Raw genomic sequence first — 25,308 nt, 5'->3', positions numbered from 1 at the left:
ACATGAGTTCACTGCGCAAGAAAGCGGTCATGGCCGCGTTGGCGGCGGCGCTGCTGGCCGGACCCGGTGTCGCACAGGCGGCCCCGCAGGCCGCGCCGGTGCCCGGCGAACGGGCCGCGGCGGCCACGATCACCTGGACCCTCGTACGGGCGAGCAACCCGACTCAGGACCAGCAGACGGCGTACAACCTCATCACGGCGGCCATGAACGCGGCCGTCGCCCGCTACAACAACCTCAGCGACCTCGGGAAGAACATCACCGTCCGCTACGAACCGGGTGTGCCCACCGCCGACGGGAACATCAACGGGACCATCCGCTTCGGCAACCGCAGCTACATGAACGAGCGGACCGCGCTGCACGAGATCGCGCACACCATCGGCGTGGGCACCAGCTCCGGCTGGTCGCGGCTGGGCGGCGGCGGCACCTGGACCGGCGCGCAGGCCACGGCGCTCGTCCGGCAGTACGACGGGTCGAGCGCCAAGATCTCCACCGGCGGCGGCCACTTCTGGCCGTACGGGCTGAACTACGACAACGAGTACTCCGGCACGGCGGCCGACCGGCACGTCCGGATCGTCGCCGCGATGGTGAGCGACGGGCTGTAGTTCTTGTAAGTCCCGCTGGAACAAGGGTAGTTGGTGCCTGGTGACAAAGGTGCCGGCAGGAGCTGCGTACTTGTGAGCATGGGACGGCAGGGCCGTCGCGGCGGTCCTACCGTCCCAGCATGAACATGAGTCGCAGCAGAACAGGAACGTGCCGCACCACCGCGGTGGCGGCGCTGCTGACCGTCGGGGCGTTCACCGGGGCCGTCCCGGACGCCCGGGGCGCGGACGCGCGCACCGAGACGGCCGTGTCGTCGACGAGCCCCGTCAGCGGGGTCACCGAGACCATGGTGCGGGTCAAGTCGCCGCTGCCCGCGTCCTTCGGGGCGCGGCCGGCGGCGTGCGACTGGCTGTCGTACCTGCGCTACCGAGCCGCCGACGGACCGGCGGCCTCGGCCGACGCCGACCGTGTCCTCGTCGCCCAGCCGGGCATCCTGGAAGGCGCCGGAGCGTTCGACAGCGTCGCCCGCAACACCGTCGCCCGCGCCGCCGAACAGGGCCGGCACATCGAGTTCTGGGCCCTGGACCGGCGCTCCAACTGCCTGGAGGACCGCACCGGCGTGGCCTCCGGCGACCAGCACACGGCCGTCGACTACTACTACCGGGGCAAGCAGGTCGAGGGCCGCACCTTCGCCGGATACGTCGGCGACGGCGAGCTGGGGTGGATGGCGAAGCTCGGCATCGAGCGGACCGTCCGCGACCAGTACGACCTGCTCACCGCCGAGTTGCCCGACCAGCGGATGCGCGAGGAGAAGGTGCTGTGCGGCGGGCACTCCCTGGGCGGAGTCGTCACCGGGTACTTCGCGACCGCCGACTTCGACGGCGACCCCGCCACCACCGCGGACGCCGGACACAACCAGTGCGCCGGCTACTTCGCCCTCGACACCACCGTCTCCACCTCGCTCGCCGACCTCAGCGGCAGCATCCCGGACGACACCAACCTGCCCGACGTGGGCCTCGGTTACGGCGTCGTGCAGGCCGGGCTCGACAGCGGAGTAGTGCCGCGCTCGCTGTCCGCGCCGGTGCTCCTCAACCCCGAGACCATGACCCTGCTGGCCATCGCCGGCCTCGGCGCCGTACAGGACCCCGGCGGCGAGGCCGATCTGCCCGGCTACCTGCCCCTCAACACCAACATCGAGGCCACCAACCGCTTCCTGTTCTCCGAGGACACCGCCACCTTCCTCACCGGCTCACCGGCGGTGAAGGACTTCCGGCTCACCAACGAGGCGATACTCGGCGCGCTCATGGACGACCACTCCGTGCCGCTCGCCTTCCTGCAGAGCAGCGTGGGCTTCTACGACGGCGGGCCGATCGTCGACAAGAACTTCCCCGTCGCCAACGGCGGCGAGGAGCAACCGGCGCTGTTCGGCGGCGAGTACAAGGCCATCCCCGACCAGCCGCACGGCCCGCTCTACACCTGGCGCAACTACGACCGCGTCGGCGATCCCGACGACCCCGGGTACCGGTCGGCCGACGGGACGCCGTTCACCGACGCCGGCAAGGAGGTCACCGACATCCAGGAACTGGCCCGCAGCATGGCCCAGCAGCCGCTGGACTTCACCGAGCAGTACTTCCCGACCAAGCTCGTCACCGACCTCCAACTCGCCACCTCGCCCCAGGTGAAGCGCCTCGTCGTCCACCCGGACGGGCTCACCGCCAACCCGACGCTCACCGTGCTCGCGGGCGACGGACTGCTCGCCGGCCGGGTCCCGGCCGACCTCGACCCCGTCGTCGCCGACGGCTACCAGCACCTCGACGTGCTGACCGCCGCGCCCACCCAGAACAACGGCCGCCCCGAGCCCGTCTCCACGGGTCTCACGGAGTTCGCGCGGGCTCCCGAGTAACCCCACCAGCCACTTTCCCCCATGGAAGAAGGGCCCGGGAGGATCTCTCCGACGCTGACTCTGTCGGGGATCTTGAGGATCCCCGGCGGGGCAGCGTGATCAACGGGCATGCTCGGCTCTGTTCAAAGGCCGATGCAGTTGTCGAGGTGCCCGTTGTCGCTCCACGCCCGTTCTGGTGAGCAAGTCCCTTCTTCGACTGTGCGGATGGCACGGGCGAGCAACCCGGGCGGTACGACGGCGATGTGGGTGAGAGACCACCTGGGCGGGCTGTGGCGGGACGAGGACTTCGCCGACTGGTATCCGCGTGATGGCCGTCCGGGTCTCTCGCCCGCTCAGCTGGCCACCGTCTGCGTGCTCCAGTTCCTCCTTGGTCTGTCGGACCGGCAGGCGGCCGAAGCGGTTCGCTGCCGCATCGATTTCAAGTACGCGCTGGCCATGGAACTGGACGATCCCGGCTTCCACCACAGCGTGCTGGCCGACTTCCGCGACCGTCTCACCGAGGACGGCCGAGCCGACCGTCTCCTCGACCTCGCGCTCGCGCGCCTGAAGGAGGCCGGTCTCGTCCGCGAGCGCACCACCCGGCGCACGGACTCCACCCACGTCCTGGCCGCAGTGCGCGACCTGACCCGGCTGGAACTGGTCACCGAGGCCGTCCGCGCCGCGCTGGAAGAACTGGCCGGCGCAGCTCCGCACCTGCTGGCCGGCCTGGTCGACGAGGAGTGGGGGCGCCGCTACGGCCGCCCGGTCCGTCTGGGCAAGAACCCCACCCGCCCCAAGACCAGGATCCTCGCCACCGGAGGCGACGCCGTCCGGCTGATCGAGCACCTCGGGCAGCACGGGCCGGAACGCCTGTCCGGTCCCTGCGTCCAGGCTCTGCGGCAGATCATGGTGCAGAACTACTACCGCGACGGGGTCGGCCGCCTGCGCTGGCGCACCGCCGAGGACGGCGGCCTGCCGCCCTCGGCCGTCGCAGTCGTCTCGCCCTACGATCCGACGGCCCGCTACGCGCGCCGCGGACACGTCACCCGCTGGAAAGGGTTCGTCGCGCATCTCACCGAGACCTGTGATCCCGACGGCGTCAACGTGATCACGGATGTGGCGACCACCGACGCCACCAGCTACGACGCGAAGGCTCTGCCCGGCATCCACACCCGGCTGAAGCACCGCGGTCTGCTGCCCGCCGAGCACCTGGTCGACGGCGGCTACACCTCCCTGGTCCATCTGGAACAGGCGGCCCGCGAACACCAGGTCACGGTCACCGGACCACTGCCGGTCAACACCGCCCGCCAGAACCGCAGGAACAACGGTTTCGGCCGCGACGACTTCCACATCGACTTCGACCGCCGGCAGGTCACCTGCCCGCAGGGCGAGACCAGCGCGGGATGGCACGGCCCCTATCCGACCTCCTCGCCCATCGCGGCGCCTCTGATCGTGGCACGGTTCACCAAGAGCCAGTGCCGTCCCTGCCCGGTCCGCACCCGCTGCACGACCACCGCCGACAGCGCCCGGAGCGTGGGCTTTCCCCCGCGAGAACTCCGTGACCTGCAGCTCCGCGTCCGTGCCGAGCAGCAGACATCCGAATGGCAGGCCCGCTATGCGGTCCGCTCCGGAGTGGAAGGCACCATCAACGAGCTCGCCCACGGACACGGCATGCGTCGCTGCCGCTACCGGGGACAGCACAAAGCCCACTTACAGCACGTGTTCACGGCCATCGCCGCAAACATCGAGCGCCTCAGCCGACGGCCGCCGGCCGGAGAAGCACCTCCGTCCCGGCCGCCGACCGCCTTCCAGAACTACCTGGACCAGCACGGAATCACCCGGCCGAGGTCTTGGCGGTCCGCCAGAGACTGAGCAGACCGCCAAGATCCCCGACAGAGTCAGCGTCGGATCTCTCCTCCCGGGCCCTTCGCCTGTACGGATACAGGCTCATGCGCGACGGCTACGGGTCAGACCTTGGTCGCGGCGAAGGCCGCCGCCGCGTCCGCGTTCGCGGTGTAGCCGAGGTGCGCGCCCACGTCGCCCCCGCCGTTCTCGCAGACGGGGTCACCGGCCGCGCAGAAGTCGATGGTGCGGCTCTGGTAGGTGCCGGTCACGCTCTTGCCGATGGCCCGGATCGGATTGCCGAACAGCAGCACCGCGGCGACCCTCGGCTCCAGCGCGGCCGGAATCGTGGCCACGATGGGGCTGCCGACCACCGCGCCGGCGCTGCTGATACCGATGGAGTTGTCGACGACATTCGCGCCCTGCGAATAGCCGACGAGCACGAAACGCTGGTTCGGACAGGCCGAAGCCTGGCTCGTGACATGGTTCACCAGGTCGGAGTTTCCCTGCGCGGCCGACGTGAGCGAAAGGTCGGCCGGATAGTTCACCTTGTAGCTGGACAGGGATTTCCCGGTGATTTTCTTCTGCAGGGCGGAATACACCGGGTCGCCGACGATGAAGCCGAGCGTGCCCGGCTCGAACGTGCCGCGAGCCGCGACGACGTCGATGTCCGTGCAGGCAGCGGCTGCTGCCGTGGGGGCCGAGACGGTGGCCAGTCCGGCCCCGCCGGCCAGTGAGAGCGCGGCGAGGCACAAGCGGATACGCATGGGGATCCTTTGAGGGTGGGGCGCGTGGAGCGCCTGTGGAAAAGGACGTCCCGAAGGTATTCGCGTTGTCGGACCGAGTGTTATGGACGGGAATTCAGGAATTCCTCTGGTTTTTGTGCCGAGGTGAGCGGGAGCGAATCCCGAAGCGCCTCCGCGCGCAGCGCGAGAATGAGGTCCAGGCGGGTGCCGGGGTCGTGCAGGGCGTCACCGAAGAGCTTCTCCAGCTGGCGCAGGCGGTAGCGGACCGTCTGCGGGTGGATGTGGAGACGGGCGGCGACGTCGGGCACGTTGCTGCCGCCGAGCAGCCACGCCAGCAGGGTCTCGGCGAGCCTGCCGCGCGGTCCCTCCGCGATCGCGTCCAGCGGGGCCAGCACCTGTGACCGGAGCTGGTCGAGCATCGGCTCGTCGCTGTGCAGCAGCAGCGTCGACAGATGGTCGGCGCAGCGCACCACGCCCTGCCGGGGGAGGACGCCGCGCCCCATCAGGCCGAGCGCCCGGATGGCCCAGTGCAGCGAACGGGCGGCCTCCGTCAGCGGGACCGTGGGGCCGATCGCCGCGGGCCGGCCGCGCAGCGCGAGGGTGAACGCCCGGCCGCCGAAACGGCCGGAACCGTCCGGGTCGGGCACCAGCATCCGCGGCGGCCGGGACTCCATGTCCACCAGCGCCCCCGCCGCCGCCAACGGCCGGTCCGCCTCCCGCTGGTCCGGGCTCGCCGCCAGCGCGACGACCGCGACCTGCCTCGGCACCGACCAGCGGGCGGCGTGCGCCATGTCCTGCACGGCCTCCGGGGACACCGGCCCCTCGGCCAGCAGCAGATCGAGCAGCCGCGCGCGCCGCCGCTCCAGCTCGTCCGTGTTGCGCAGTTGAGCCTCCGCGTAGCCGGCGGCGGCCGCCTCGGCGACCTCGTGCACCGTCTGGAACGCGAGTTCGCCCAGCGCGGCCACGACCGAGGAGTCCAGGCCCAGTTCCTCCGCCGTACGGCCCATCAGCCGCCAGGCGTGCAGACCCCCGACCCGCAACGCGGACTGCAACGCGTCCAGGCCCCGGCCGTCCAGGGCCTCGCCGCGCCCGATCTCGTAGTACGTCGCGGTGATCGCGGCGCCCTGGCCGCGCGGATCGGCGATGTGGTCGACGAACAGGGTGAGCGCCTGGACGACCCCCGCTCTGAGGCGGGCGCGATACGTCGCGTCGGCCGGGCGGGAGTACTCCGGTACCTGTCTGCGCACCTCCTCCTCCACCTCGTCGGCGACGACCGCCAGCTGATCGCGCAGCAGTTTGGCGAGTTCGGGCGGCACAGGGGTGGCGACAGAGGCAGTGCCGGGACCGTCCGGTACGCCGTGCGGCGGTGTGGGGGCAGCCACGGCGGACCCTCCTTTCACCCGGAAGCGGCTCACCCGAGGGCCGGTGCCCGTGGGGCGAGGGACAAGTCCTGGGTTGGACGCACGTCCCTGGCGCTCCGTTCCGTGCCCGGACGGTACCGGCCTCACGCCGGCACCCCCAGCGCACCGGCGAGCATCGGCCACGACGCGCCGAACTCCCGCTTCCAGTACGCCCAGCTGTGTCCCCCTCCCGCGTAGAAGTGGGTGGTCGCCCGGACACCCAGCAGGGCGAGCGTGTCGGCGAACGCGTGGGCGGACGGCCACAGCGCGCTCTCCAGTGCCTCCGGCAGCCAGTCGCCGCTGCCGCCCACCACCCCGCTGCCGCTGGACACGTACAGGGCGGTGCCGCGCAGCCCCGCCGCGCGGGCCCTGGGGTTGAAGTCGCGCCAGGTGAGCGCGTTCAGGATCGGGTTGCCCCACAGGGACAGCGCCGCCAGGTTCTCGCGGGCCACGATGGCGTCCATCAGAGTCGGCACGCCGGGGGCGGTGGTGTCGAGGATGCCGCTGTACGAGGCCGCCGCCGCGAACGTCCCCGGATGGCGAGCGGCGTGCGCCATCGCCCCGTAGCCGCCGGTGGAGACACCGGCGACGACGCGGACGCCGGACGCCCGGTAGTCACGGGTGAGCAGCGCCGGGACCTCGCTGAGCTGGAACGTCTCGTAGTCGGGGCCGCTGCGCCAGGCGGTGGGTATCCCGGTGGGCCCCGCGTCCGGCATCGCCACGATCAGCTCCCGGCCCTCGGTGAACGCCACGATGTCCGTCTCCCGGGTCCACGACGTGTAGTCGTCGTGGGCGCCGTGCAGGAGGTACAGCACGGGGTACGTCCGGCCGGGCTGCGTGGCGAAGGAGGAGGGGAGGACCAGCCGCACCGGCGCACTGCGGCCCAGCGCGGCGGAGGGGAGGGAGACGTCGAGGGTGCGGGGGCCGAGCTGGGTGACGGTCGGTGTGGTGACGGTTCGCGTGGCGGCGGCTCCGGTGGTGGCTGCCCGGCCCGTGGTCGCTCGCGTCATGGCGGCCGCTCCGGCGGTGCCGGTGGCGGCGGCGTCGAACAGGGCGGCCAGAGAGGCGGCGGCCGCCGTCCTGGTGACGGCGCGTCGGGACATCGCGGTGGTGGGGTCGGACATGGCGGCTCTCCTCGGCTCGGGTTCAGCGGTTCTCGTCGGCGAGCTCCCACCGCAGATGGGCGGCGATCTCGTCGACGTACGGCGGGTCGAGCAGCGACAGATGGTGCCCCACGACCCGGACGACGGCCAGGTTCGGGCACACCTCGTCCCAGCCGAGCGCCTCGTCGTCCCGCTCGTACGCGGGGTCCCGCACGGTGTGCGGCGCGCTCTCGCCGGCCCGGTACAGGACCACCTGCCCGTCGTGGCGGCCCGGCCGGTGGGCCTCGCCGATCCGCAGGTCCAGATAGGAGGACCGCTGATGATCGAGGGCGGCCCGCGGCACCTCGGCCGCCTCCCGCAGCGCCCGCAGCACGACGTCGATCCGCTCACCGTCGTCCTCGGTCGCGGCCAACTCGTCGTACGGCAACTCCAGTTCGACCCCGTACGCGTCGGCGACATGGCGGGCGAAGCCCGTGAAGTGGGCGCGGATCCGGTCGCCCGGCGTGACATCGGGCCGGGTGAGGGGCCGTACGGAGTCGATGAGCACCACCAGCCGCACGTCCCGCCCGGCGGCCGTGAGCTGCCGCGCGGTCTCCTGCGCGACGAAGCCACCGAAGGACCAACCACCCAGCAGACAGGGCCCGTCGGGATGCACGGCGGCGACCGCCTCGGCGTACCGGCGCGCCTTCTCGGCGACCGTACGGGCCGCCGCGAGCCGCTCCAGCCCGTACACGGGCCGTTCCGCGCCGAGCCGTTCCACGAGGGCCCGGTAGACGTCGGTCGTGCCGCCGGCGGCGTGGACGAGGAAGAGCGGGGGACGGGTGCCGGTGGGGTGGAGGGAGCGGAGGAAAGGATGGGAGCCGGTGGTGTGAGGGGCCCGGAGCGGGGAGCCCTCGCCCGGCGTCCTCTCGGTATGCGGTGAGGAGTTCGCGCCGATCGCCGGTGGCGGCTGTGGCTGTGGCTGCGCGGCTTCGCCGATGGTTCGTGGCGGTTGGGGGAGGGCGGCTTCGCCGATCGCTCGCGGTGGGCGCGGCGGGGAGTCCTCGTCCGGCGGCCGGGGGGTTCCCGACGGCGTGTCCCGGGCCGACGCCTTGGTGGGCGGCGCGAGCTGGATGTCTCCGGCCGGAGCCGGCCTCGTCGGTGGTGCCTGTCGGTCGTCCTCGGCCGTCGCGGGTGCGGCCTGCGAAGGCGACTGGGCGCTAGGCGTCCGTACCGGCATCGCCCGCTCGATGCGCGTCGCCGTGTCCTCGACCGTGGCGGCGCCCAGCAGGTCGCGCAGGGGCAGCTCGATGTCGAACTCGCGTTCCAGGGCGGCGCGGATGCGGACGGCCATCAGGGAGTCGAGGCCCAGTTCGGCGAAGGCGGTGGCCGGGGTGACGCGGGTCGGCGGATGCCCGGTGACGGCGGCGATGTGGTGGCAGAGACGGGCGGAGACCGAGGCGTCCTCGGCCACCGCATCGCCCCCCGCCGAGCCGTGGACCGCCTCCACCGCGCCCACCGCCTTCCCCGCGCCCGCCGCGTCCACCGGCACCCTCGACGGGTCCGTCCCCGCGCCTCCCGCCCCCCGCCCGTCCGTCCACCAGTGCCGGACGTGCCGCCAGCGCGGCGCGGGCAGGTCGATGACGCGGCCGGGCGGCAGCGGCAGGCGCAGGCCGGCGGTGTAGAGGGTGCCCAGCCGCGTGAGGAATCCGGCGGAGCCGTCGGCGTCGCGGTGGAGCGTGCCGACGGCGAGGGCGCCGGGGGCGGTGTCGGTGATGGCCCGGGTCAGGACCGGGTGGGGCGACAGCTCGACGAAGGCGGTGTGCCCGTCGGCGGCGGCAGCGGCGACGGCACGGTCCAGCCGGACGGGCCGCCGCAGGTTCGCCACCCAGTGCGCGGCGTCGAAGACACCCTCGCCGCGCGGGTCGTCCAGGACGGTGGAGTAGACGGGGATACGGGGCAGGACACCCCGGATGTCCGCCAGGGAGTCGGCCAACTCCGGTAGCAGCGGCTTGACTTGAGGGGAGTGGCCCGCCCCGACCACCCGCATCGCACGTGCGGCCCGCCCTTCCCCCTCCAGTCGGCGCACGAGCCGGGCCACCGCCTCCTCCTCCCCGGTGACCACCTTCTGGCCGGGGGAGGAGTGCACGGCGACATGCACGCCGGGGAAGTCCCGTTCCAGGAAGTCGAGTTCGTCGTCGTCGAGGTCGACGACCGCCATCGCCCCGCCGCGCAGCCCGCTGAGCAGCCGGGCCCGTACGGCGACCACGCGGGCCGCGTCCGGCACCTCCAGCGCGCCCGCGCACACCGCGGCGGCCACCTCGCCGAGGGAGTGACCGATGACGGCGACGGGCTCTACGCCGTACGCGCGCCACAGTTCGGCGAGCGCCACCTGGAGGCCGAACAGGACGGGCTGGGCGACCTCCAGACGGTCGAGGTCGCCGCCGGCCGCGAGGTGGTCGTACAGGGACAGACCGCACTCGGGGGCCAGTTGGGCGTCGAGCTTCTCCACAGCCGCGGCGAACGCGGGTTCCTCGGCCAGCAGCCGGCGCCCCATGCCGGCCCACTGGCTGCCGTACCCGGAGAAGACCCACACCGGGCCGCGCCCGACGAGATCACGGTCGCCGGTCACGACCCGTGCGTGGGGGCGCTCGCCCGCCAACGCGCCCAGCCCGTCGGCGAGTTCGGCACGGTCAGCGGCGACGACGGCGGCCCGTACCGGTCCCCTCCCCGCGCGCCCGGCGAGGGTGCGGGCCACGTCGGCGGGGTGCGCGGCGCTGCCCTCGGGCGTACCGAGCCAGTCGGCGAGGCGGGCGGCGGTGTCCCGGACGCGGGCGGTGTCGGCGTCGGAGAGGAGGTGGAGGCGGGCGGGGGGCGCGTCGGCCGGGGGCGGCAGCAGGGCGCCGGGCCGCCACTCCTCCAGCACCGCGTGGGCGTTGGTGCCGCCGAACCCGAACCCGGAGACCCCGGCGGTGGCCGTACCCCCGTACCGGGGCCACGGCTCGGCCTCCGTCACGACCCGCAGCCGTACGTGGCCGTCCAGGGCGCTGCCCTCGACGCAGTGCAGTGAGGGCGGGATCAGATCGTGGTGGAGGGCGAGCACCGTCTTCACCAGGCCGGCGATGCCCGCGGCGGACTCCAGGTGGCCGAGGTTGCCCTTGACGGAGCCCAGCAGCAGCGGCTGGTCGGGGTCGCGGCCCGCGCCGAGGACGGCGCCGAGCGCGCCCGCCTCGATCGGGTCGCCGAGCGGGGTGCCGGTGCCGTGCGCCTCGACGTGGTCGACGCGCGCGGGGGAGAGACCGGCGCGCGCGTAGGCGGTCGTCAGAAGGGCCTGCTGGGCGGCCGGGTTGGGGGCCATCAGACCGTTGGAGCGGCCGTCGGAGTTGACGACGGTGGCACGGACGACGGCGAGTACCCGGTCGCCGTCCCGCTCGGCGTCCGACAGCCGCTTGAGGAGCACGGCCGCGCAGCCCTCACCCCGTCCGATGCCGTCGGCCGCCGCCGAGAACGGCTTGCACCGCCCGTCCGGCGCGAGGGCGCCCGCCCGCCGGAACGCGACGGTGACGGTCGGCGAGAGCAGCACATTGACCCCGGCGGCGATCGCGAGATCGCTCTCGCCCGTGCGCAGACTGACACAGGCGTGGTGCACCGCCACCAGCGACGACGAACACGCGGTGTCGACGGCCATGCTCGGCCCGCGCGTGTCCAGGACGTACGCCAGCCGTCCCGCCGCCACACTCAACGCCCCGCCGGCCGGCGCCCACGGATCGACGGCCGCCGGGTCGGCGCCGGTGAGCTGCCCGTACTCGGGCGCGGACACCCCGACGAAGACCCCGGTGGCGGTCCCAGCGAGGGAGGCGGCCGGGACGGCGGCGTGGTCGAGGGTCTCCTGCACGACCTCCAGGAGCATCCGCTGCTGCGGGTCCATCACCGCGGCCTCGCGCGGGGTGACCCGGAAGAAGTCCGCGTCGAACCCGGCGATGTCGTCCAGATAGCCGCCGTACGGGAGCGCGTCGGCGGGCGGGTAGGGCGTGAAGTCCCGCCACCGGTCCGCCGGGACCCGCCGGATCGCGTCGACGCCGTCGGTCAGCAACCGCCAGTAGTCCGCCGGGCCGCACACACCGCCGTGCGCACCGCCTGGCAGCCGACAGCCGACCCCTACGACGGCGACGGGCTCGCCCACGGTGCCGGTCACGCCGGGCTCGACGGGTTCGCCGGGCCCGACCCGGGGACGCGCCTCGCGGACGACAGGCGCGGCGCCCGCCGTCGTACCGCACACCCGCGCCACCAGGGCGTCGCCCGTGGCCGCCTCCCACAGCAGTGTCGCGGGCAGCTCACGGCCCGTCGCCCGGGACAGTTCCCCGGCCAGCACGACCGCGTCCCGCGAGGACATGCCGAGATCCGCGAACGGCCGGTCCATCGGCACGTCCTCGACGGCCGTACCGCTCCACGCGGCCACCTGCTCGGCGATCATCCGGCGCAGCGCACTCTCCTCGCCCCCGCCGACCCTGCGCCCCGGCGGCCCGCCCTCCCGGCCCTCGCCCACGGCCTTCATCCCGCACTCCCCACCGCGTACGCCCCCGCCAGATACCGCTCACGGGTCCGGGCCCGCGACACCTTGCCGCTGGACGTACGGGGCACGGTGCCTGGCGGGACGAGGACGACGTCGGCGAGCCGCAGCCCGTGCCGGGCCGAGACCGCCGCGCGGACGGCCCGCACCAGCGCCGGTACGTCGATGTCGGCGAGCGGCGTCGTCCGTACGTGTTCCGCGACGACGACCACCCGCTCCCCTGAGCCGCCCGGTGTGCCGAACGCGGCGAGCCGGTCGCGTCGCACGGCCGGGTGCGCGTCCTGGGCCGTGGCCTCCACGTCCTGCGGGTAGTGGTTGCGTCCGTCGACGACGATGAGGTCCTTCAGCCGTCCGGTGACGATCAGTTGCCCGTCCAGGACCGTCCCCAGGTCGCCGGTGCGCAACCACTCGCCCGCACCGGCACCCGCACCCGCACCCGCGCCGGCACCCGCACCGGCCGTGGCGTCGGCGAAGACGCCGCCGAAGACCCGCCGGGTCTGCCGGTCCTGATTCCGGTAGCCCCGCCCCACGTTGGGACCCCGCACCCAGATCTCGCCGACCTCTCCCTCGGCGAGCGCGACCCGGGTCACCGGGTCGGCGATCCGCACCCGCTGGCCCGCCGGAGTGCCGCAGCCGGCCAGCAGCACGGCTCTCGGGTCGTCGGGCCGCGCGGGCAGGGCCTTCCCGGTGGCCAGGGCGTCACGGTCGAGGGCGAAGCGGCGCAGTGGCTCCCCGGGTCGCGCCGCGCTGACGAACACGGTCGCCTCGGCCAGCCCGTACGACGGGCAGTGCGTCTGCGGGCCGAGCCCCTGCGCGGCGAACGCGGCATGGAAACGGTCGGCGGTGCCGGGACGGACCGGCTCGCTGCCGTTGATCAGCGCGGCGACACCGTCCAGCCGCAGCCCGGCCTTCTGCGCCTCGGTGACCACCGACGCGCAGTAGTCGTAGGCGAAGTTGGGCGCCGCGCTCAGCGCGCGAGGGTGCGCGGCCAGCAGCCGCAGCCAGCGCACGGGCTCGTGCAGGAACGCCACCGGATCCATGAGCACCGACAACAGCCCCCGCACCACCGGCGCCGCGACACTCAGTACGAGCCCCATGTCGTGATACAGCGGCAGCCAGCCCACAAAGGTCACCGGATGCCTGTCGGCACCATAGGCGCCCAGCGCCTGACGGGCGTTGGCGACGACGTTGGCGTGAGTGATCTCCACACCCGCCGGGGTACGGGTCGAGCCGGAGGTGTACTGGAGATACGCGACGTCGGTGTCGTCGGGTACCGATGGCTGCCATCCGGCGGCGGCGGCGTCGGGCACCTGGTCCACGGCGACGACCTTCAGCGCCTGGCCGGCGCACAACTCCCGTACCTCGGCGAGGGCGTGGCCCGTCGTCACGACGACCGCCGGACGCGCGTCGGCCAGGACCGCCGACAGCCGGTCGCCGTGGCCCCGCAGACCGGGCGGATAGAGCGGTACGGCGACCAGGCCGGCGGCGAGCGCCCCGAGGAAGCCGGTGACGTACTCGATCCCCTGCGGGCACAGCACCGCGACCCGCGCCCCGGGCTCCGCCTCGGCGGCCAGCCGGGCGGCCACGGCCCGCGTCCGCAGGTCCAGACGGCGCCAGGTCAGCGTGCGGTGGACACCGCGCGAGTGCGGCGCGGGATGGTCGACGAAGGTGAACGCGCGGCGGTCGGGGGTGGTCTCGGCCCAGTGCCGCACGTACTCCGGCAGACTACGGAACGTGGGCGCGAGCGGGGGGCGGCGGCTGTCCATGGGGCAGGCTCCTGACGTCGCGGGGACGGCTTGCGGTCAGAGGGCTTGGCGCGGCCCAAGCACGCGGAGGGGGCTCAGAGCGGGATGTTGCCGTGGCGGCGTTCCGGCATCGGGGCGCGCTTGCCGCGCAGCGCGCGCAGGGCGCGGCAGATGTGGGCGCGGGTGTCGCGCGGGGCGATGACGGCGTCGACGTAGCCGCGCTCGGCGGCGAGGTACGGCGTGCCGTACGTACTCTCGTACGCGGTGACCAGGCGGGCGCGCAGCGCCTCGGGGTCGGCCGAGGCGGCGAGTTCACGCCGGTGCAGCACCCCCACCGCGCCCTCGGCGCCCATGACGGCGATGCGCGCGGTGGGCCAGGCGAAGTTGAGGTCGGCGCCCAGGTGCTTGGAGCCCATCACCGCGTACCCGCCGCCGTACGCCTTGCGCACCACCACCGTGACCTTGGGGACGGTCGCCTCGGCGTACGCGTACAGGAGTTTGGCGCCGCGCCGGATGATGCCGGCCTGCTCCTGGCGGACGCCGGAGAGATAACCCGGCACGTCGGCGAAGGTCAGCAGCGGGATGCCGAACGCGTCGCAGAACCGCACGAACCGCGCGGCCTTCTCGGAGGCGTCGATGTCGAGGACCCCGGCGGCGTGCAGCGGCTGATTGGCCACGATCCCGACCGAGGTGCCCTCGACGAGGGCCAGGGCACAGATGATGTTCGGCGCGAACAGTTCCTGGATTTCCAGGAGTTCACCCTCGTCGACGACCGCCCGCAGGATGTCCCGCATGTCGTAGGCCTGCCCGAGCCGGTCCGGCACCACCGCGTCCAGACACAACCCGTCGGGCGCGGCCCCCGGCGCGTACTGCGGGGGCCGCTCCAGGTTGTTGACGGGCAGGTACGACAGCAGGTCCCGTACGGTGTCGAGGGCGTCCACCTCGTCGGCGGCGAGGAAGTGGGCGTTGCCGTTGACGGTGTTGCTGGTGCGGGCGCCGCCCAGTTCCTCGGCGCTGGTGCGCTCACCGGTGACCGTCTCGATGACGTCGGGTCCGGTCACGAACATGTGCGAGGTGCCCTCCACCATCACGGTGAAGTCGGTGATGGCGGGCGAGTACGCGGCCCCGCCGGCGCACGGCCCCAGAACGACCGAGATCTGCGGGATCACCCCGGACGCCCGCACGTTGCGGCGCACCAGCTCGGCGTAGAGGGCGAGCGAGGTGACGCCCTCCTGGATACGGGCGCCACCGCCGTCGTTGAGCCCGATCACCGGACAGCCCGTCTTCAGGGCGAGGTCCATCAACGCGATGGTCTTCTCACCGAACGCCTCGCCCATGCTGCCGCCGAAGACCGTGGCGTCCTGGGCGAACACGCAGACGGGGCGCCCGTCGATCGTGCCGTGCCCGGTGACCACGCCGTCGCCGTAGGGGCGCCGGCCGCCGTCCCCGGTGGGCCGGGCCCGCACGAACAGACCCGTCTCCGTGAACGAGCCCGCGTCCAGCAGCAGATCGATCCGCTCCCGGGCGCCGTACTCACCGCGCCGCCTGGGCCCACCGGGAGCGACCGCCTTGGCCCGGCGGGCTTCCAGATCAGTGATGCGGTCGGCGGTCCGGTCGGCGTTCCGTTCACCGGCTGGTCCGGCGGTCGGTTGACCGGCTGGTCCGGCGGTCGGGTCGGGCGCGCGGGTCGTCGTCCGCTCCGCCACTCGCCTCGCCCGGGATGTCGTCACCTCTAGTGTCACAGCCACCTCCGAAGTGGCTTCCGAATATGGCAGCGCCTTCGTGGCCGACCGGAGCGATCGCCTTTCTCTTTGCGGGAGTTGAGTCCTGCGGGACCGGAGTTCGTCCGTGGGTGACAAGTGAGCCGTATGGGCCACGTCACTGGCGTACACCGGTGTCCGGCCCGGCGTCACCTACTCCGGCGAAGGCACCTTCATGCCGTGGGCCTGCCCTTCACGCCCGCTCCGCCAGGAACTCCCGAGCACCACGCAGCCGGGTGCGCAGCCCCAGCCGCGTCACCCGGCAGTCCAGCCGGACGTCCATGGCTCCTCTTCGTGCCCCTGGGAGGGAGGCGTCGGCGCGGCGGCCGGCCGGCAGCAGGGACGCGTCGAGGCCGTCGCGGCGGGCGACGAGGACGCCCAGTTCATGACGGGTGAGGGCGTCCGGCCCGGCGAGATGCCGCACACCGCTCTCCCCGGACGTCGCCAGCTCCAGCAGTGCGGCGGCCAGGTCGCCCACCTGCACCGGACAGCGCACGACGTCGGTGAACAGCGCTCCGTCGACGGTGCCGGCCGCGAGGTCGTGCACCTGGCGCTCATGCCCGGACAGGGCGCGGCCGTCCCCGATGATCAGCGACGTACGTGCCACGACCGCGTGCGGGGCCGACAACCGGACCCCGGTCTCCGCCGCGGCCTTCGCGGCACCGTACGGCGTGACGGGATCGGGGAGGCACGTCTCGTCGTAGCGATCCCGGTCGCCCGAGAACACGGCGTCGCTGGACACATGGACCAGGCGGCAGCCCCGCTCGGTGGCAGCCATCGCCACCCGGACCGCGCCCTCGGCCGTGACCGCCCAGTCGGACTGCCCGCTCGACGCGTTGACGACGACTTCGGGAGACACCTCGGCCAGCACCCCGGTCACCTGCGCGGGGTCCCGGACATCGAGGGCATGCCAGGGGACGTCCGGGGCGGTGCCGGGCCGCGTGGCGTACGTCGCCGCCGTCTCGTGCCCCGCCGCCCTGGCCCGGCGCGCCAGCTCGCCGCCCAGGAACCCGCTGCCGCCGATGATCAGGATCCTCATGGCGGGCAACGGTAGGCGATCCCCGTACGGAACCGAGCCGACCCGGGCGTACCGGCACGCCCGGCTCGGCTCGGATCCGATCCGATCCGATCCGATCCGATCCGATCCGATCCGATCGGGTCAGGTCGGGTCGGATCGGTTCCGGTCAGCGGCGCAGCGTCGTCACCTTCAACGCCGGGTCGCTCGCGATCTCCGCCTCGATGAAGCGCTCACGGACCCACTCCTCGCGGGAGTAGAGGCGGGTCTGGTCGGTGTAGTGGGGTGAAGCCGGGTTCGCCGACTGGCCGTAGGTGAGGAGGGTGTGGGTGCGGGGGCCGTCGGGGGTCAGTTCGACGGCCATGAGGAAGCTGGTGCCGAAGGCGTCGGCGGGCGGGGTGCCGGTGCCCGAGTCGGGGCCCGCTCTCAGGACGTTGAAGCAGCCCTTCTCGCCGGTGCAGCCGGAGAGCGGGATGCCGGCCCACTTCTGTACGGCGCCCAGCTCGGTGTCGACCGGGAGGTCACGGGCGGCGAAGTCCTGGACGGCGTCGGCCAGGGCGCGCCGGACCCGTACGTCGTCGCCCTTGATGCCGCGCGGTGTGGTGAGCGGCTGCGCCGGGTCGTGGGCGACGCGGAGCCAGGTGTCGGGCGGGCCCGCCCTGAGGAGACGCTCGAAGAAGGTCATCCAGAGCGCGGCGCCCCGGCTGCCGGTGTCGGCACGGGTGTCCCAGCGGGCGAGGGTCGTGCAGGCCTGCCGTACGTCGATCTCCGTGCCGTCCGTGGCCGTCAGCCGGGGGTGGGCGCGGCACATGGCGACCACGTCGTCGCGGCCCGTCTCGGCGGACAGGACGCGGTTGCCCAGCATCGACTCGCGCAGGGTGCTCAGGGTGAACCCCGGGGCGCCGAGTCCGTCCGTGCCGTCCACGCGCTCCCCGACCATCCGGAGGCCGAGCTGGGCGCGCCGGCCGAGCCTGGTGTCGGTGTCGTACGTGCCCGGAAGGCCGGTGAGAGGCGCCTTCGGATTGGTGTACCGGGGCCCGTTGTTGGAGTTGGCGACGTAGTCGGCGCGGCTCAGCCTCGGCTGTCCGGACGGGCCCTGGATGCCCGGCACGACGGCGTCCGGGGCGTTGCCCCAGGCACAGGCCGACATCGAACCGTCCAGCGCGGCGGGCCCCTCCCCGGCTCCGCCCTCCTCGCCGACGGCACAGCGCTCCAACTGCGCGTCGGTGAGATGCGGGACGACCGAGGAGTCGGTGAAGTACGTGCCGCCGCCGGTGTCGGCCGCGAGGGTGTACGTCCAGGGGATGCCCTGATAGGTGTCCTGGGCGGCGCGCAGCTGCTCGAGGTTCTGGGCCTTGCCCATGGCCAGCCAGGTGTTCATGGAACGCAGATTGTCGGCGTTGGCGTCACGGAGGGCGTACGCGGTCTCGGTCGTCCACCCCGAGGAGAGGACCGCGCCGAACCGCGAGGTGTACAGGGTCCGTTCGACGGTCGTGAGCCCGCCGTCCGCGTCGCGCACGGTGACCGGGACCGTACGGCGTCCCATCCGCTCGGTCCTGCCGTCGACCACATAACTGGTCGGATCGCCGGGCACCAGCTTCAACGCGTACAGCGAGGCGTGCTGGGCGTCGCTCGCCGTGTGCGTCCAGGCGAGGTTCCGGTTGTGGCCGATGAGGACCAGGGGGGTGCCGTAGATGCCGGCGCCGGCTACGTCCAGGGTGCCGGGGATCGTCAACTGCACCTGGTAGAAGCGGAATCCGCCCTCGGTCCAGGGCAGATGCGGGTTCGCGAGGACCATCGCGTTGCCGCTACGGGTGACCTCGCGGCCGAGCGCCCAGCCGTTGCTGCCGAAGTCGGCGCCGAGTGCCGGGAGGCTTGGAGCGGAGGCCACAAAGGCCACGGAGGCCTCCGTGTTCGTGCCGCCCGCCGTCGGAGGCCTCGCGTCGCCGATGTCCGGTGCCAGCGGGACCGCCCCGGTCGCCCCGTTGACGTCGTACACGATGCTCCACAGGTCGAGCGGGGTGATCGGCCGGACCCAGGGCTTGCCCTTGCAGCGCGGTTCCGGCAGCTCGTCGGCGCCCGTGTCCCGCAGATAGCGGTTGTACCCGGCGGCATAGCCCTCGACCATCCGGCGCAGCTCCGCCGTCGGCCCCGCCGGTGCCTTCCGGTCGAGCAGCCGCCGTACGGTGCCGGCGCGCGACTGCCCCTGGTGGTACGTGTCGCTGGCCAGGTTGGAGCCCTCGCCGGCCTCCCCGTCGGGCCCGAGGAACCGGGACCGCTCACCCCGTAACGTCATGATCTGGTCGGCGAGTTCACACACGTTGTCCTGCGCGAACGCGTAGCCGTAGCCGTATCCGAGCCCGTCGAAGTCCCGCGCCCGGATGTGCGGGATGCCGTACTCGGTCCGACTGATCCGCGCCGTGTACCCGCCCTCGGCCACCGCCTCGCCGCCCCCGCCCGTCGCGGCGGACGAGGACGCGGGCAGCAGGGCGGCGCTGGTCGCGGTGAGACAGAGGGCGGCGGCCAGGGCAGCCAGCCGGCCGGTCAGGAAACTTCCATGACGCCGATCACGCCGATCACGCCGATCGAGCCCATCGCGCCCGTCACGCCAATGACGCCCATGACGCTTCGTCAGTGTTCTGGATTCACCCATGACTTCACCTTTCCGGCGGCACGGGCGGAGAGCATCGGGCCCCCGATGGATTTCCCGCCGGCGTGTCAGCCGTGGGATGTACACCTTTGGATGGCTCAGGAGTCCTTGCCGCGCGGCGGACCTTGTCGCCGACGTCGTTCAGCGTCTCGACGGTAGAGGTACGCCTCCTTCGCGACGGAGTGCCGGACCAGCTCAAGGGTGATCAGGTCGGCCTATTCCTTGCGCCGGCGGTTTCCGGAAGGCAGTTCCTCGTTTTTCCCGAAGAGTTCTTCGACCTCTCGGTGGTCGGTCTTCAGTTCCTCGATGACGTCTGCGCCGTGTCCCATTTCCGTCGCTCCTCAGCTGCGCGTCCCGGCCGTTCGCTCCGGGCTGGACCTTGCGGAGGTCAGTGAAACCCCGCCGAACCCGAATTCGTCGTATCGACGCCCGGTGAGTCCGTCCCGCAGCGCGATGTGGCCGAGGACACGTCCATTCCGTGGCCTGCGCCATTTCCGGGGCCGACGCACACCGGCTACGTTTTGCAACGCATTCCCCCCCCAGAACCCACGGATGGCTCAGTGCTCGCAGATCTCTCCCCGCTCATAGCGGCGACCACCCAATGGCTCACGCGCGCCTACCCGGCGGGCGGCGGCGCGCTGGACGACGCGCTCTGCGAGGCACAGGCCCGGCAGGCAGTCACGGTGGCGGCCTGGCTGCGCTATCCGACCCCGATGGACGCGGCGCTCGTCGGCGTGGCCGGGCCCGGCGGATCGGCCCGGCTCGACTGGATCACCGGCTCCGACGACGCCCCGACACCGGACGAGTACGCGTGGCGGACCTGGGTGGACGAGGTCGTGGCCAGCTGGGCGGCCTGCCTGCTCGCCGACGCCGGGCTGGCCCGCACCGCGGTGGCCACCCTCGCCGGTTCCCCCTACACGGCGGCCGGTTCCGCCGCCGACTTCCGCCGTCTCCTCCGGCCGGACGACCTCGCCCGGCGGGCGGCCGCACTGCTCCGCCACCCCGACCTCCTGGCCCCCGTCGCGGAACTGCACCACGTCGGCCTCCTCGACGCACTGAAGCCGGGGCAGCCCCTGACGGCCTGAGGTCGTCGGACAGCCCCAAGCCGCGGTGGACGCCGGCGGCCGGCTACCAGCGCAGCGGCAGCCCCGCGAGGTGGTCGTCCAGCAGCCCGGAGATGATCCGGTGGTCGTTGAGCGAGGGGTGCCAGTCGCAGCCCAGGTGATCCAGCCCCGGATCGTCGTAGTACCAGTGGCTGACCCGGGCGTCGCCCCGCCGCCCGCGCTCCTCGACGATCCGCAGCGTGGCCTCCGCGAACGCGGTGGTGTTCCAGAGGTGAGCGGCGGCGACCACGACGAACGTCCTGGGCCCGTACCGGCCGCGCAGCTTGTCGAGGAAGCCGTGATAGGCACTCTCGTAGGCGGTGACCAGCTCGTCCGGTGTGGTCCAGCGCTCGCCGGGATTGAGGGGCGTCGAGAAATCGTTGATGCCGAGCCCCACCACGACGACCTGTGGCCGCCAGCTCGCCGGCTTTCGCCAGACGTCACCTTCGATGTTCAGCAGGGCCCGGTCGTAGTAGGTACGAAAGTCGGTGCCGGGCTCGCCGCCGTTGTAATTCCGCACCATTCCACGGCCGGAAAAGGCATTGATCTGGTAGTCGGCGTCGAGCTTCCGTGCGGTGAGCGCGCCGAACGCGAGATCGGCGTTGCTGTTCCGGTTGACCCCGCCGTTGCCGGAGCAGTCCTGGGTTTCGGAGACATTGCCGTATCCGGCGGTGTACGAGTCACCGATGAACTCGATCTGCCTGCTCCGCGCCCGGGGTCTCGCGAGAATAGCCCCACCGGGAGCCGCGACGAACCCCCCGAACCGGCCCGCAGCCCACGGGCTCTCCGTCCGCTTCACGACCCGCACGCTGTGCCCGCCGTCGCCGAGCCCGTCGACCCAGGAGACGGTACGGCCCGGCGTCACGAGGGTGGCGACGGTCGTCCCGTCGACCTGCACGTCGTAATCATTGTCCGTGTCATCAAGGACGACGCCGACCCCCGTCCCCCGGAACCGCCCCTCGAAACAGACACCGGGCCAGCTGTACCGAACACTCCCGTCAGCGGCCTCCTCGACCCGGCCCACCGTGTGGAACCGCGCCCCCCGCGCGCCGACCGCCTGCGAGGGGGAGGCGACGGCGGTGACGAGCCCCGCGGCGGCTGCCGCGACCAATGTCCTTCGGGATAAGTGGCGAGGCGTTTCCATGGGGCCATCCCTTCGGCGAACGGAGAGGGTGGTAGCGGCAGGCGGATGGGAGCGCTCCCATCACGATGCGCTTTCGAAGATGACCGCCACACGCACCGCCGTCAACCCCTCGCGACAGCATCTGTCACTGGAAGCCGGCTCCCCCCTCTCCGCCGTTGCCGTTGGCGCTGTCTTCGCCGCCCTTACTCTGCCGTCGGCTCGGTCAGCTCCGTCAGGTCGGCGAGGAGTTCGGACACCGCCACCGGGTCGAGGTCCCTGAAGCGCGTGCTGTAGGTCTTCCTCGGCCAGAAGTCGCCCGGCCTGGTGTCGAGCCAGATGTGCTCCAGCTTCTGCTGCTCGGCGGGGTCGAAGGAGCCGACGGCGATGCCGTGGTCGGGGGCGATCACGGCGTAGCGGTTCGGGGCGAGTTGTTTGGAGAGCCAGCGCTCGACACCGGCGTCCATCGGCTGGCCGCGCCGCCAACCGCGCCGCTCCAGACCGACGAGGCGGCCCGTCGTCACCGTACGGCCCTCGAAGCGTTCCAGCCGCCAGCCGTCGGCCTCCTCCGCCGTGAGCTCGAACACCTGCCGCCCCAGTTGGGGGAACGGCTGCGGGATCTCGTGCTCCGCGAACAGCTCGGCCCAGGCGTCGAGTCGGCTCGGCAGCTGCGACGGGTGCGCGATCCGTACGGTCGCCGTGTCGGGCAGGGCGAAGGGGGAGTGGCCGACGTCCGCGAACGTACGGTCCTCCGTGACCCGGAAGGAGGTCGTCGACCCGTCGGCGTCGCTCAGCCACACCAGGCGCCGTACCACGTGGCACAACAGCGGATGTCCGACGAACAGCTCGCGGAACTCGTCGGCCGACCACGAACGGCCCCGCACCATCGCCGATTCCAGCCGCCGCACCTGGTCGGCGGCGATCGTCCGCACATCCTTCTTCAGCGCCATGAACCGCTTGCGCTCGGCGGGCGCCAGCTCCGCGTCGTCCCGTGCGCCCGGCTGCGGCAGGTCCTTGCGGCGCTTGCCGTCGGGGTCCTGCACGAAGGGGCGCAGCTGTTCGTCGAAGCCGACCGTGAACGTACGGCTGCCGTAGTCGATGACCGTGGTGCCCCGAGCGTCCAGGCCGAAGTCCGGGACCAGCCGGTCGACGAGTTGCTCGCCGGTCAGCCCGAGCCCCTCCGCGACCTCGGTGATCTTCTCCCGCGCACGCGACTTGAGCGCCTTGAACCTCACCCGCTGCGCCACGCCGTGCAGATGCGTCAGCGCCACATCGGTGCCGATCGCGGCCAGGACGTCCAGTCCGTCCACCGCGCGTTGGTGCGCACCCTCGCCGGGCCAGGCCCGCACCAGGGGCGTCAGTCTGCGTACCGTCTCGTCGTCACCGAGCGGGCCCAGCCCGGTCAGCGCCCAGCTCTCCTTGCTCGCCATACCTGCGAGCCGCCACTGCTCGAACAGGGCCCACACGAACTCGGCGAGCGACTCCGGTGTGCACAGCTCCCGAACCACGGCCAGCCCCGGGTACGGCTCGCCCGGCCGGGACAGCGCGAGCATGGTGACCACATGCCGGGTGGCCTCGGCGGGCAGCGCGCCACCGGAGCGCACCAGGATCTGCGGCAGCAGCACCGGCTCCGCCCACTCGACGGGCTCGGGCAGCTTCGCCGGCAGGGCCGTCCGCAGCGGATCGGCGGACAGCAGCTCCCCGACCGCCGCCGCGGCCTCGGCGCCGTACCCCCCGGCGGCCGCGAGCACGACCTGCTCGCCGTGCAGGGCCGCGATGGTGCGCAGCGCCTGCTCGGCATGGCGGCGACCGGGGCCCGCCTTGCCCACGGCGTCCGGAACGAGGAGCGCCGCGGCGGCCGCCCCATGCCGCCCGAACCACGAACGGGCCGTCCCCCGCACCGACTTCAGCCGCACGGCCCACTCCGCGACCAGCCGGGCCGTCGCCACGCTCGCATACGGCAGCAGCAGCGGCGCGAGCGACGCGGGCGCTTTCGGCGCCAGGCGCAGCACCAGCGCCAGGGCGTCCGTGCCGAACCTGGCGACGACCGGCCGCAGTACGGCGTCGCCGTCCCACACGTTCGTCGGCTCCCACTCGTCCAGCAGCGGCCGGACCAGATCCTCGGGCTGGGTGAGGAACAGGCCCACCGAGCCGAGCCTGTTCGCGCGGACCAGCTCCAGCAGGGCGTCCGGATCGTCCGGCCACTCGTTGCGCGCGGCCCAGTCCCGCTCCCACGACTGGGTGTCGGCCCAGGTCTGTCGCTCTTCGGGCAGCCAGCCGATCCGCGGCTCGTCGGCAACGACCAGCCCGGTGATCGTGCGGACCTCGGCGGCTTCGCGCGGCCGGGTCCACGGGGGGCTCGTGAGCAGTTCGGGGAGGGCCGAGGCCGGGGCGTCCGGCATCAGGTCGGGTGGGCTCAGCAGCGGTTCGACGAGGGCCGCCGCCCCCGGCGAGAGGGAGGCGAGCGCCTCCTCGGCCAGGTCCCGGTGGGCGGTCGCGTGCACGAGCAGCGCGTGCCTGAGGTGATCGACGTTCGGCCCGCCCGCGGCCACGGCCTCGGCGAGCATGCGCAGGGCCCGCCTCGGGCAGCGGTGGGCCGCCTTCGCCACGAGGGGCTGCATCCGCTTGTCGTCCAGCCGGGACAGCAGCACGGCGAAGGCCTCGTCGGTGGGAATCTCCACCAGGACCGAGCCCACCTTCTTGAGGTCGCCCGACGAGACGTACGACCTCCTGAGCTGCTCCGCCACGAGCGGTGCCACCGCCGTGCCGATGCCCTCGGCGACGGTGGCGACCGTCGGCATCGGCCATCCGTTGTGGCCCAGACCGGCCACACCGCCCAACTGCCGTACCTGCTCGGGGTCGTTGAACGAACAGAACAGCATCGAACGCAGTGTGTTGTCGCGCGGCCGGTCGGCCTCGGGGCCGCCCGCGCACTCGTAGAGCCATTCCGTCTCACTGGGGAGGAGGTACGAGACGACGATCCGTCGGCGGGCGCTGTCCCGCGTCCCGGTGAGCGCGGAGACCACCGCGCGGTACGTGCCCTCGTCGGCGGCGGCGAGCAGTGCCCGCACACGGTCCGCGACGCCGCGCACCCGCCATGCGTGGTGTGTGAAGCCGCCGTCCGGTGCCCGCTCGACGTGGGGATCGGAGCGGTGCTGGCCACGCTGCACGAAATGCACGTTGACGTCGAACAGTGCGACGGTCGCCCGGGCGGCGAAGACCGGTCCGTGCGCCTCCACCCAGGCATCGGCGCAGGCCGCGCCGGACCACGCCGTGTCGGACGTGACGGCCAGCACGGCCGCGCCCAACGGGTCGGCCGTACCGGCGAGATGGGCCTCGGCGGCCCGCACCAGGTCCGCGTCGCTCTTCGGGCTGTCCAGGAACTGCCGTACCCAGTCGGCCGAAGCGCGCAGCCGCTGCTCGGCCGTGGCCGCGGCGCCCTTGACCGGGCGCGCGGGCTTGCGGCTGACGCCACCCCGGCGCGGATGCACATGACGGTGCCAGGCGGCCGGCAGCACGAAGGCGTCCTCGTCGAGGATCGGTGCGGCTGGAGGGGCGACAGGGACCTGAGAGAGCGGAGCGACCGCGTCACCGGCCGCCGCATCCGTGGCCTCGCCGACCTCGCGATAGCCCTTGCGTTCCTTGGCCGCGATGGTCTTGCGCAGATGCTCGGCGGCCTCCTCCGGGGAGGCGCACTCCTTGACCTGCGTGCGGCCCTCCGAGCCGCAACGCCCGTACCGGACGGTGACGATGACACCGTCCGGTACGGCCTCCCAGAACTTCGAGGAGTCCCCCTCGGCATACTCCCAGCGGCGCACGTCCCACCCCTTCCGACCTGCGGGCTCTGCGGCCC

14 protein-coding genes and 1 pseudogene are annotated in these 25,308 nt (G+C 72.9%); 4 read left to right on the top strand and 11 right to left on the bottom strand.

What is annotated here, in order from left to right; genetic code table 11:
- The first annotated feature begins 2 nt into the window (after window positions 1-2).
- From I8N67_RS03375 to I8N67_RS03365, 3 genes are all read left to right on the top strand, one after another.
- Window positions 3-602 carry a hypothetical protein gene (locus I8N67_RS03375; protein ID WP_200301041.1) on the top strand — a complete coding sequence of 200 codons (600 nt, stop codon included), beginning with the start codon at window positions 3-5 and terminating at the stop codon, window positions 600-602.
- A 119-nt stretch (window positions 603-721) separates the two neighbouring features.
- Window positions 722-2,443 (top strand): hypothetical protein, encoded by a 1,722-nt coding sequence (locus tag I8N67_RS03370; RefSeq protein WP_200301040.1) that lies wholly within the window; start codon window positions 722-724, stop codon window positions 2,441-2,443.
- Between the two features lie 204 nt (window positions 2,444-2,647).
- On the top strand, window positions 2,648-4,294 hold the full coding sequence (locus I8N67_RS03365) for an IS1182 family transposase (protein ID WP_234044938.1): 1,647 nt from the start codon (window positions 2,648-2,650) through the stop codon (window positions 4,292-4,294).
- 95 nt (window positions 4,295-4,389) lie between these two features.
- On the opposite strand, the gene I8N67_RS03360 is transcribed toward I8N67_RS03365, so the two are convergent.
- The 9 genes and pseudogenes from I8N67_RS03360 to I8N67_RS03320 form a co-directional block, all read right to left on the bottom strand.
- On the bottom strand, window positions 4,390-5,031 hold the full coding sequence (locus tag I8N67_RS03360) for a cutinase family protein (RefSeq protein WP_200301038.1): 642 nt from the start codon (window positions 5,029-5,031) through the stop codon (window positions 4,390-4,392).
- Between the two features lie 80 nt (window positions 5,032-5,111).
- Entirely contained in the window at window positions 5,112-6,392 is a 1,281-nt protein-coding gene (locus tag I8N67_RS03355; RefSeq protein ID WP_200301037.1) for a PucR family transcriptional regulator, read from the bottom strand.
- 122 nt (window positions 6,393-6,514) lie between these two features.
- A complete protein-coding gene (locus tag I8N67_RS03350; protein WP_200301036.1) occupies window positions 6,515-7,534 on the bottom strand; it encodes an alpha/beta hydrolase in 1,020 nt (339 codons plus the stop codon).
- A 22-nt stretch (window positions 7,535-7,556) separates the two neighbouring features.
- A complete protein-coding gene (locus I8N67_RS03345) occupies window positions 7,557-12,047 on the bottom strand; it encodes a type I polyketide synthase (protein WP_200301035.1) in 4,491 nt (1,496 codons plus the stop codon).
- On the bottom strand, window positions 12,044-13,828 hold the full coding sequence (locus I8N67_RS03340) for a fatty acyl-AMP ligase (RefSeq protein ID WP_200301034.1): 1,785 nt from the start codon (window positions 13,826-13,828) through the stop codon (window positions 12,044-12,046). Before I8N67_RS03340 ends, I8N67_RS03345 begins: the two co-directional genes overlap by 4 nt.
- Window positions 13,829-13,902: 74 nt before the next feature.
- Window positions 13,903-15,405 carry an acyl-CoA carboxylase subunit beta gene (locus I8N67_RS03335; protein WP_200301115.1) on the bottom strand — a complete coding sequence of 501 codons (1,503 nt, stop codon included), beginning with the start codon at window positions 15,403-15,405 and terminating at the stop codon, window positions 13,903-13,905.
- Between the two features lie 355 nt (window positions 15,406-15,760).
- On the bottom strand, window positions 15,761-16,606 hold the full coding sequence (locus I8N67_RS03330; RefSeq protein ID WP_200301033.1) for an SDR family oxidoreductase: 846 nt from the start codon (window positions 16,604-16,606) through the stop codon (window positions 15,761-15,763).
- A gap of 145 nt (window positions 16,607-16,751) precedes the next feature.
- Window positions 16,752-19,235, bottom strand: a complete 2,484-nt coding sequence (locus I8N67_RS03325) for a penicillin acylase family protein (RefSeq protein WP_234044937.1) — start codon at window positions 19,233-19,235, stop codon at window positions 16,752-16,754.
- Window positions 19,236-19,387: 152 nt separating this feature from the next.
- Window positions 19,388-19,561 (bottom strand): annotated as a pseudogene (locus I8N67_RS03320) (hemerythrin domain-containing protein); the annotation flags it as partial.
- Window positions 19,562-19,792: 231 nt separating this feature from the next.
- Between I8N67_RS03320 and I8N67_RS03315 the strand changes: the two are divergent.
- Window positions 19,793-20,317: a hypothetical protein gene (locus tag I8N67_RS03315; protein WP_200301032.1), complete on the top strand. Its 525-nt coding sequence runs from the start codon at window positions 19,793-19,795 to the stop codon at window positions 20,315-20,317.
- 43 nt (window positions 20,318-20,360) lie between these two features.
- On the opposite strand, the gene I8N67_RS03310 is transcribed toward I8N67_RS03315, so the two are convergent.
- Complete coding sequence (locus I8N67_RS03310; RefSeq protein WP_200301031.1) at window positions 20,361-21,479, bottom strand: SGNH/GDSL hydrolase family protein; 1,119 nt, start codon at window positions 21,477-21,479, stop codon at window positions 20,361-20,363.
- Between the two features lie 182 nt (window positions 21,480-21,661).
- On the bottom strand, window positions 21,662-25,273 hold the full coding sequence (locus I8N67_RS03305; RefSeq protein ID WP_200301030.1) for a DUF4132 domain-containing protein: 3,612 nt from the start codon (window positions 25,271-25,273) through the stop codon (window positions 21,662-21,664).
- Window positions 25,274-25,308: the final 35 nt, after the last annotated feature.

It is taken from the genome of Streptomyces adelaidensis (assembly GCF_016598475.1).
GTDB lineage: Bacteria > Actinomycetota > Actinomycetes > Streptomycetales > Streptomycetaceae > Streptomyces > Streptomyces adelaidensis.
The sequence above is the reverse complement of the archived record's forward strand: the minus strand, read 5'-3'. Positions and strand labels throughout refer to the sequence as shown.

Excerpts from the sequence above, each read along its gene's own strand:
- I8N67_RS03340 (WP_200301034.1), bottom strand. The coding sequence starts at position 13,828 with ATGGACAGCCGCCGCCCCCCGCTCGCGCCCACGTTCCGTAGTCTGCCG.
- I8N67_RS03330 (WP_200301033.1), bottom strand. The coding sequence starts at position 16,606 with ATGAGGATCCTGATCATCGGCGGCAGCGGGTTCCTGGGCGGCGAGCTG.
- I8N67_RS03345 (WP_200301035.1), bottom strand. The coding sequence starts at position 12,047 with ATGAAGGCCGTGGGCGAGGGCCGGGAGGGCGGGCCGCCGGGGCGCAGG.
- I8N67_RS03365 (WP_234044938.1), top strand. The coding sequence starts at position 2,648 with ATGGCACGGGCGAGCAACCCGGGCGGTACGACGGCGATGTGGGTGAGA.
- I8N67_RS03310 (WP_200301031.1), bottom strand. The coding sequence starts at position 21,479 with ATGGAAACGCCTCGCCACTTATCCCGAAGGACATTGGTCGCGGCAGCC.
- I8N67_RS03370 (WP_200301040.1), top strand. The coding sequence starts at position 722 with ATGAACATGAGTCGCAGCAGAACAGGAACGTGCCGCACCACCGCGGTG.
- I8N67_RS03350 (WP_200301036.1), bottom strand. The coding sequence starts at position 7,534 with ATGTCCGACCCCACCACCGCGATGTCCCGACGCGCCGTCACCAGGACG.
- I8N67_RS03325 (WP_234044937.1), bottom strand. The coding sequence starts at position 19,235 with ATGGGTGAATCCAGAACACTGACGAAGCGTCATGGGCGTCATTGGCGT.
- I8N67_RS03375 (WP_200301041.1), top strand. The coding sequence starts at position 3 with ATGAGTTCACTGCGCAAGAAAGCGGTCATGGCCGCGTTGGCGGCGGCG.
- I8N67_RS03360 (WP_200301038.1), bottom strand. The coding sequence starts at position 5,031 with ATGCGTATCCGCTTGTGCCTCGCCGCGCTCTCACTGGCCGGCGGGGCC.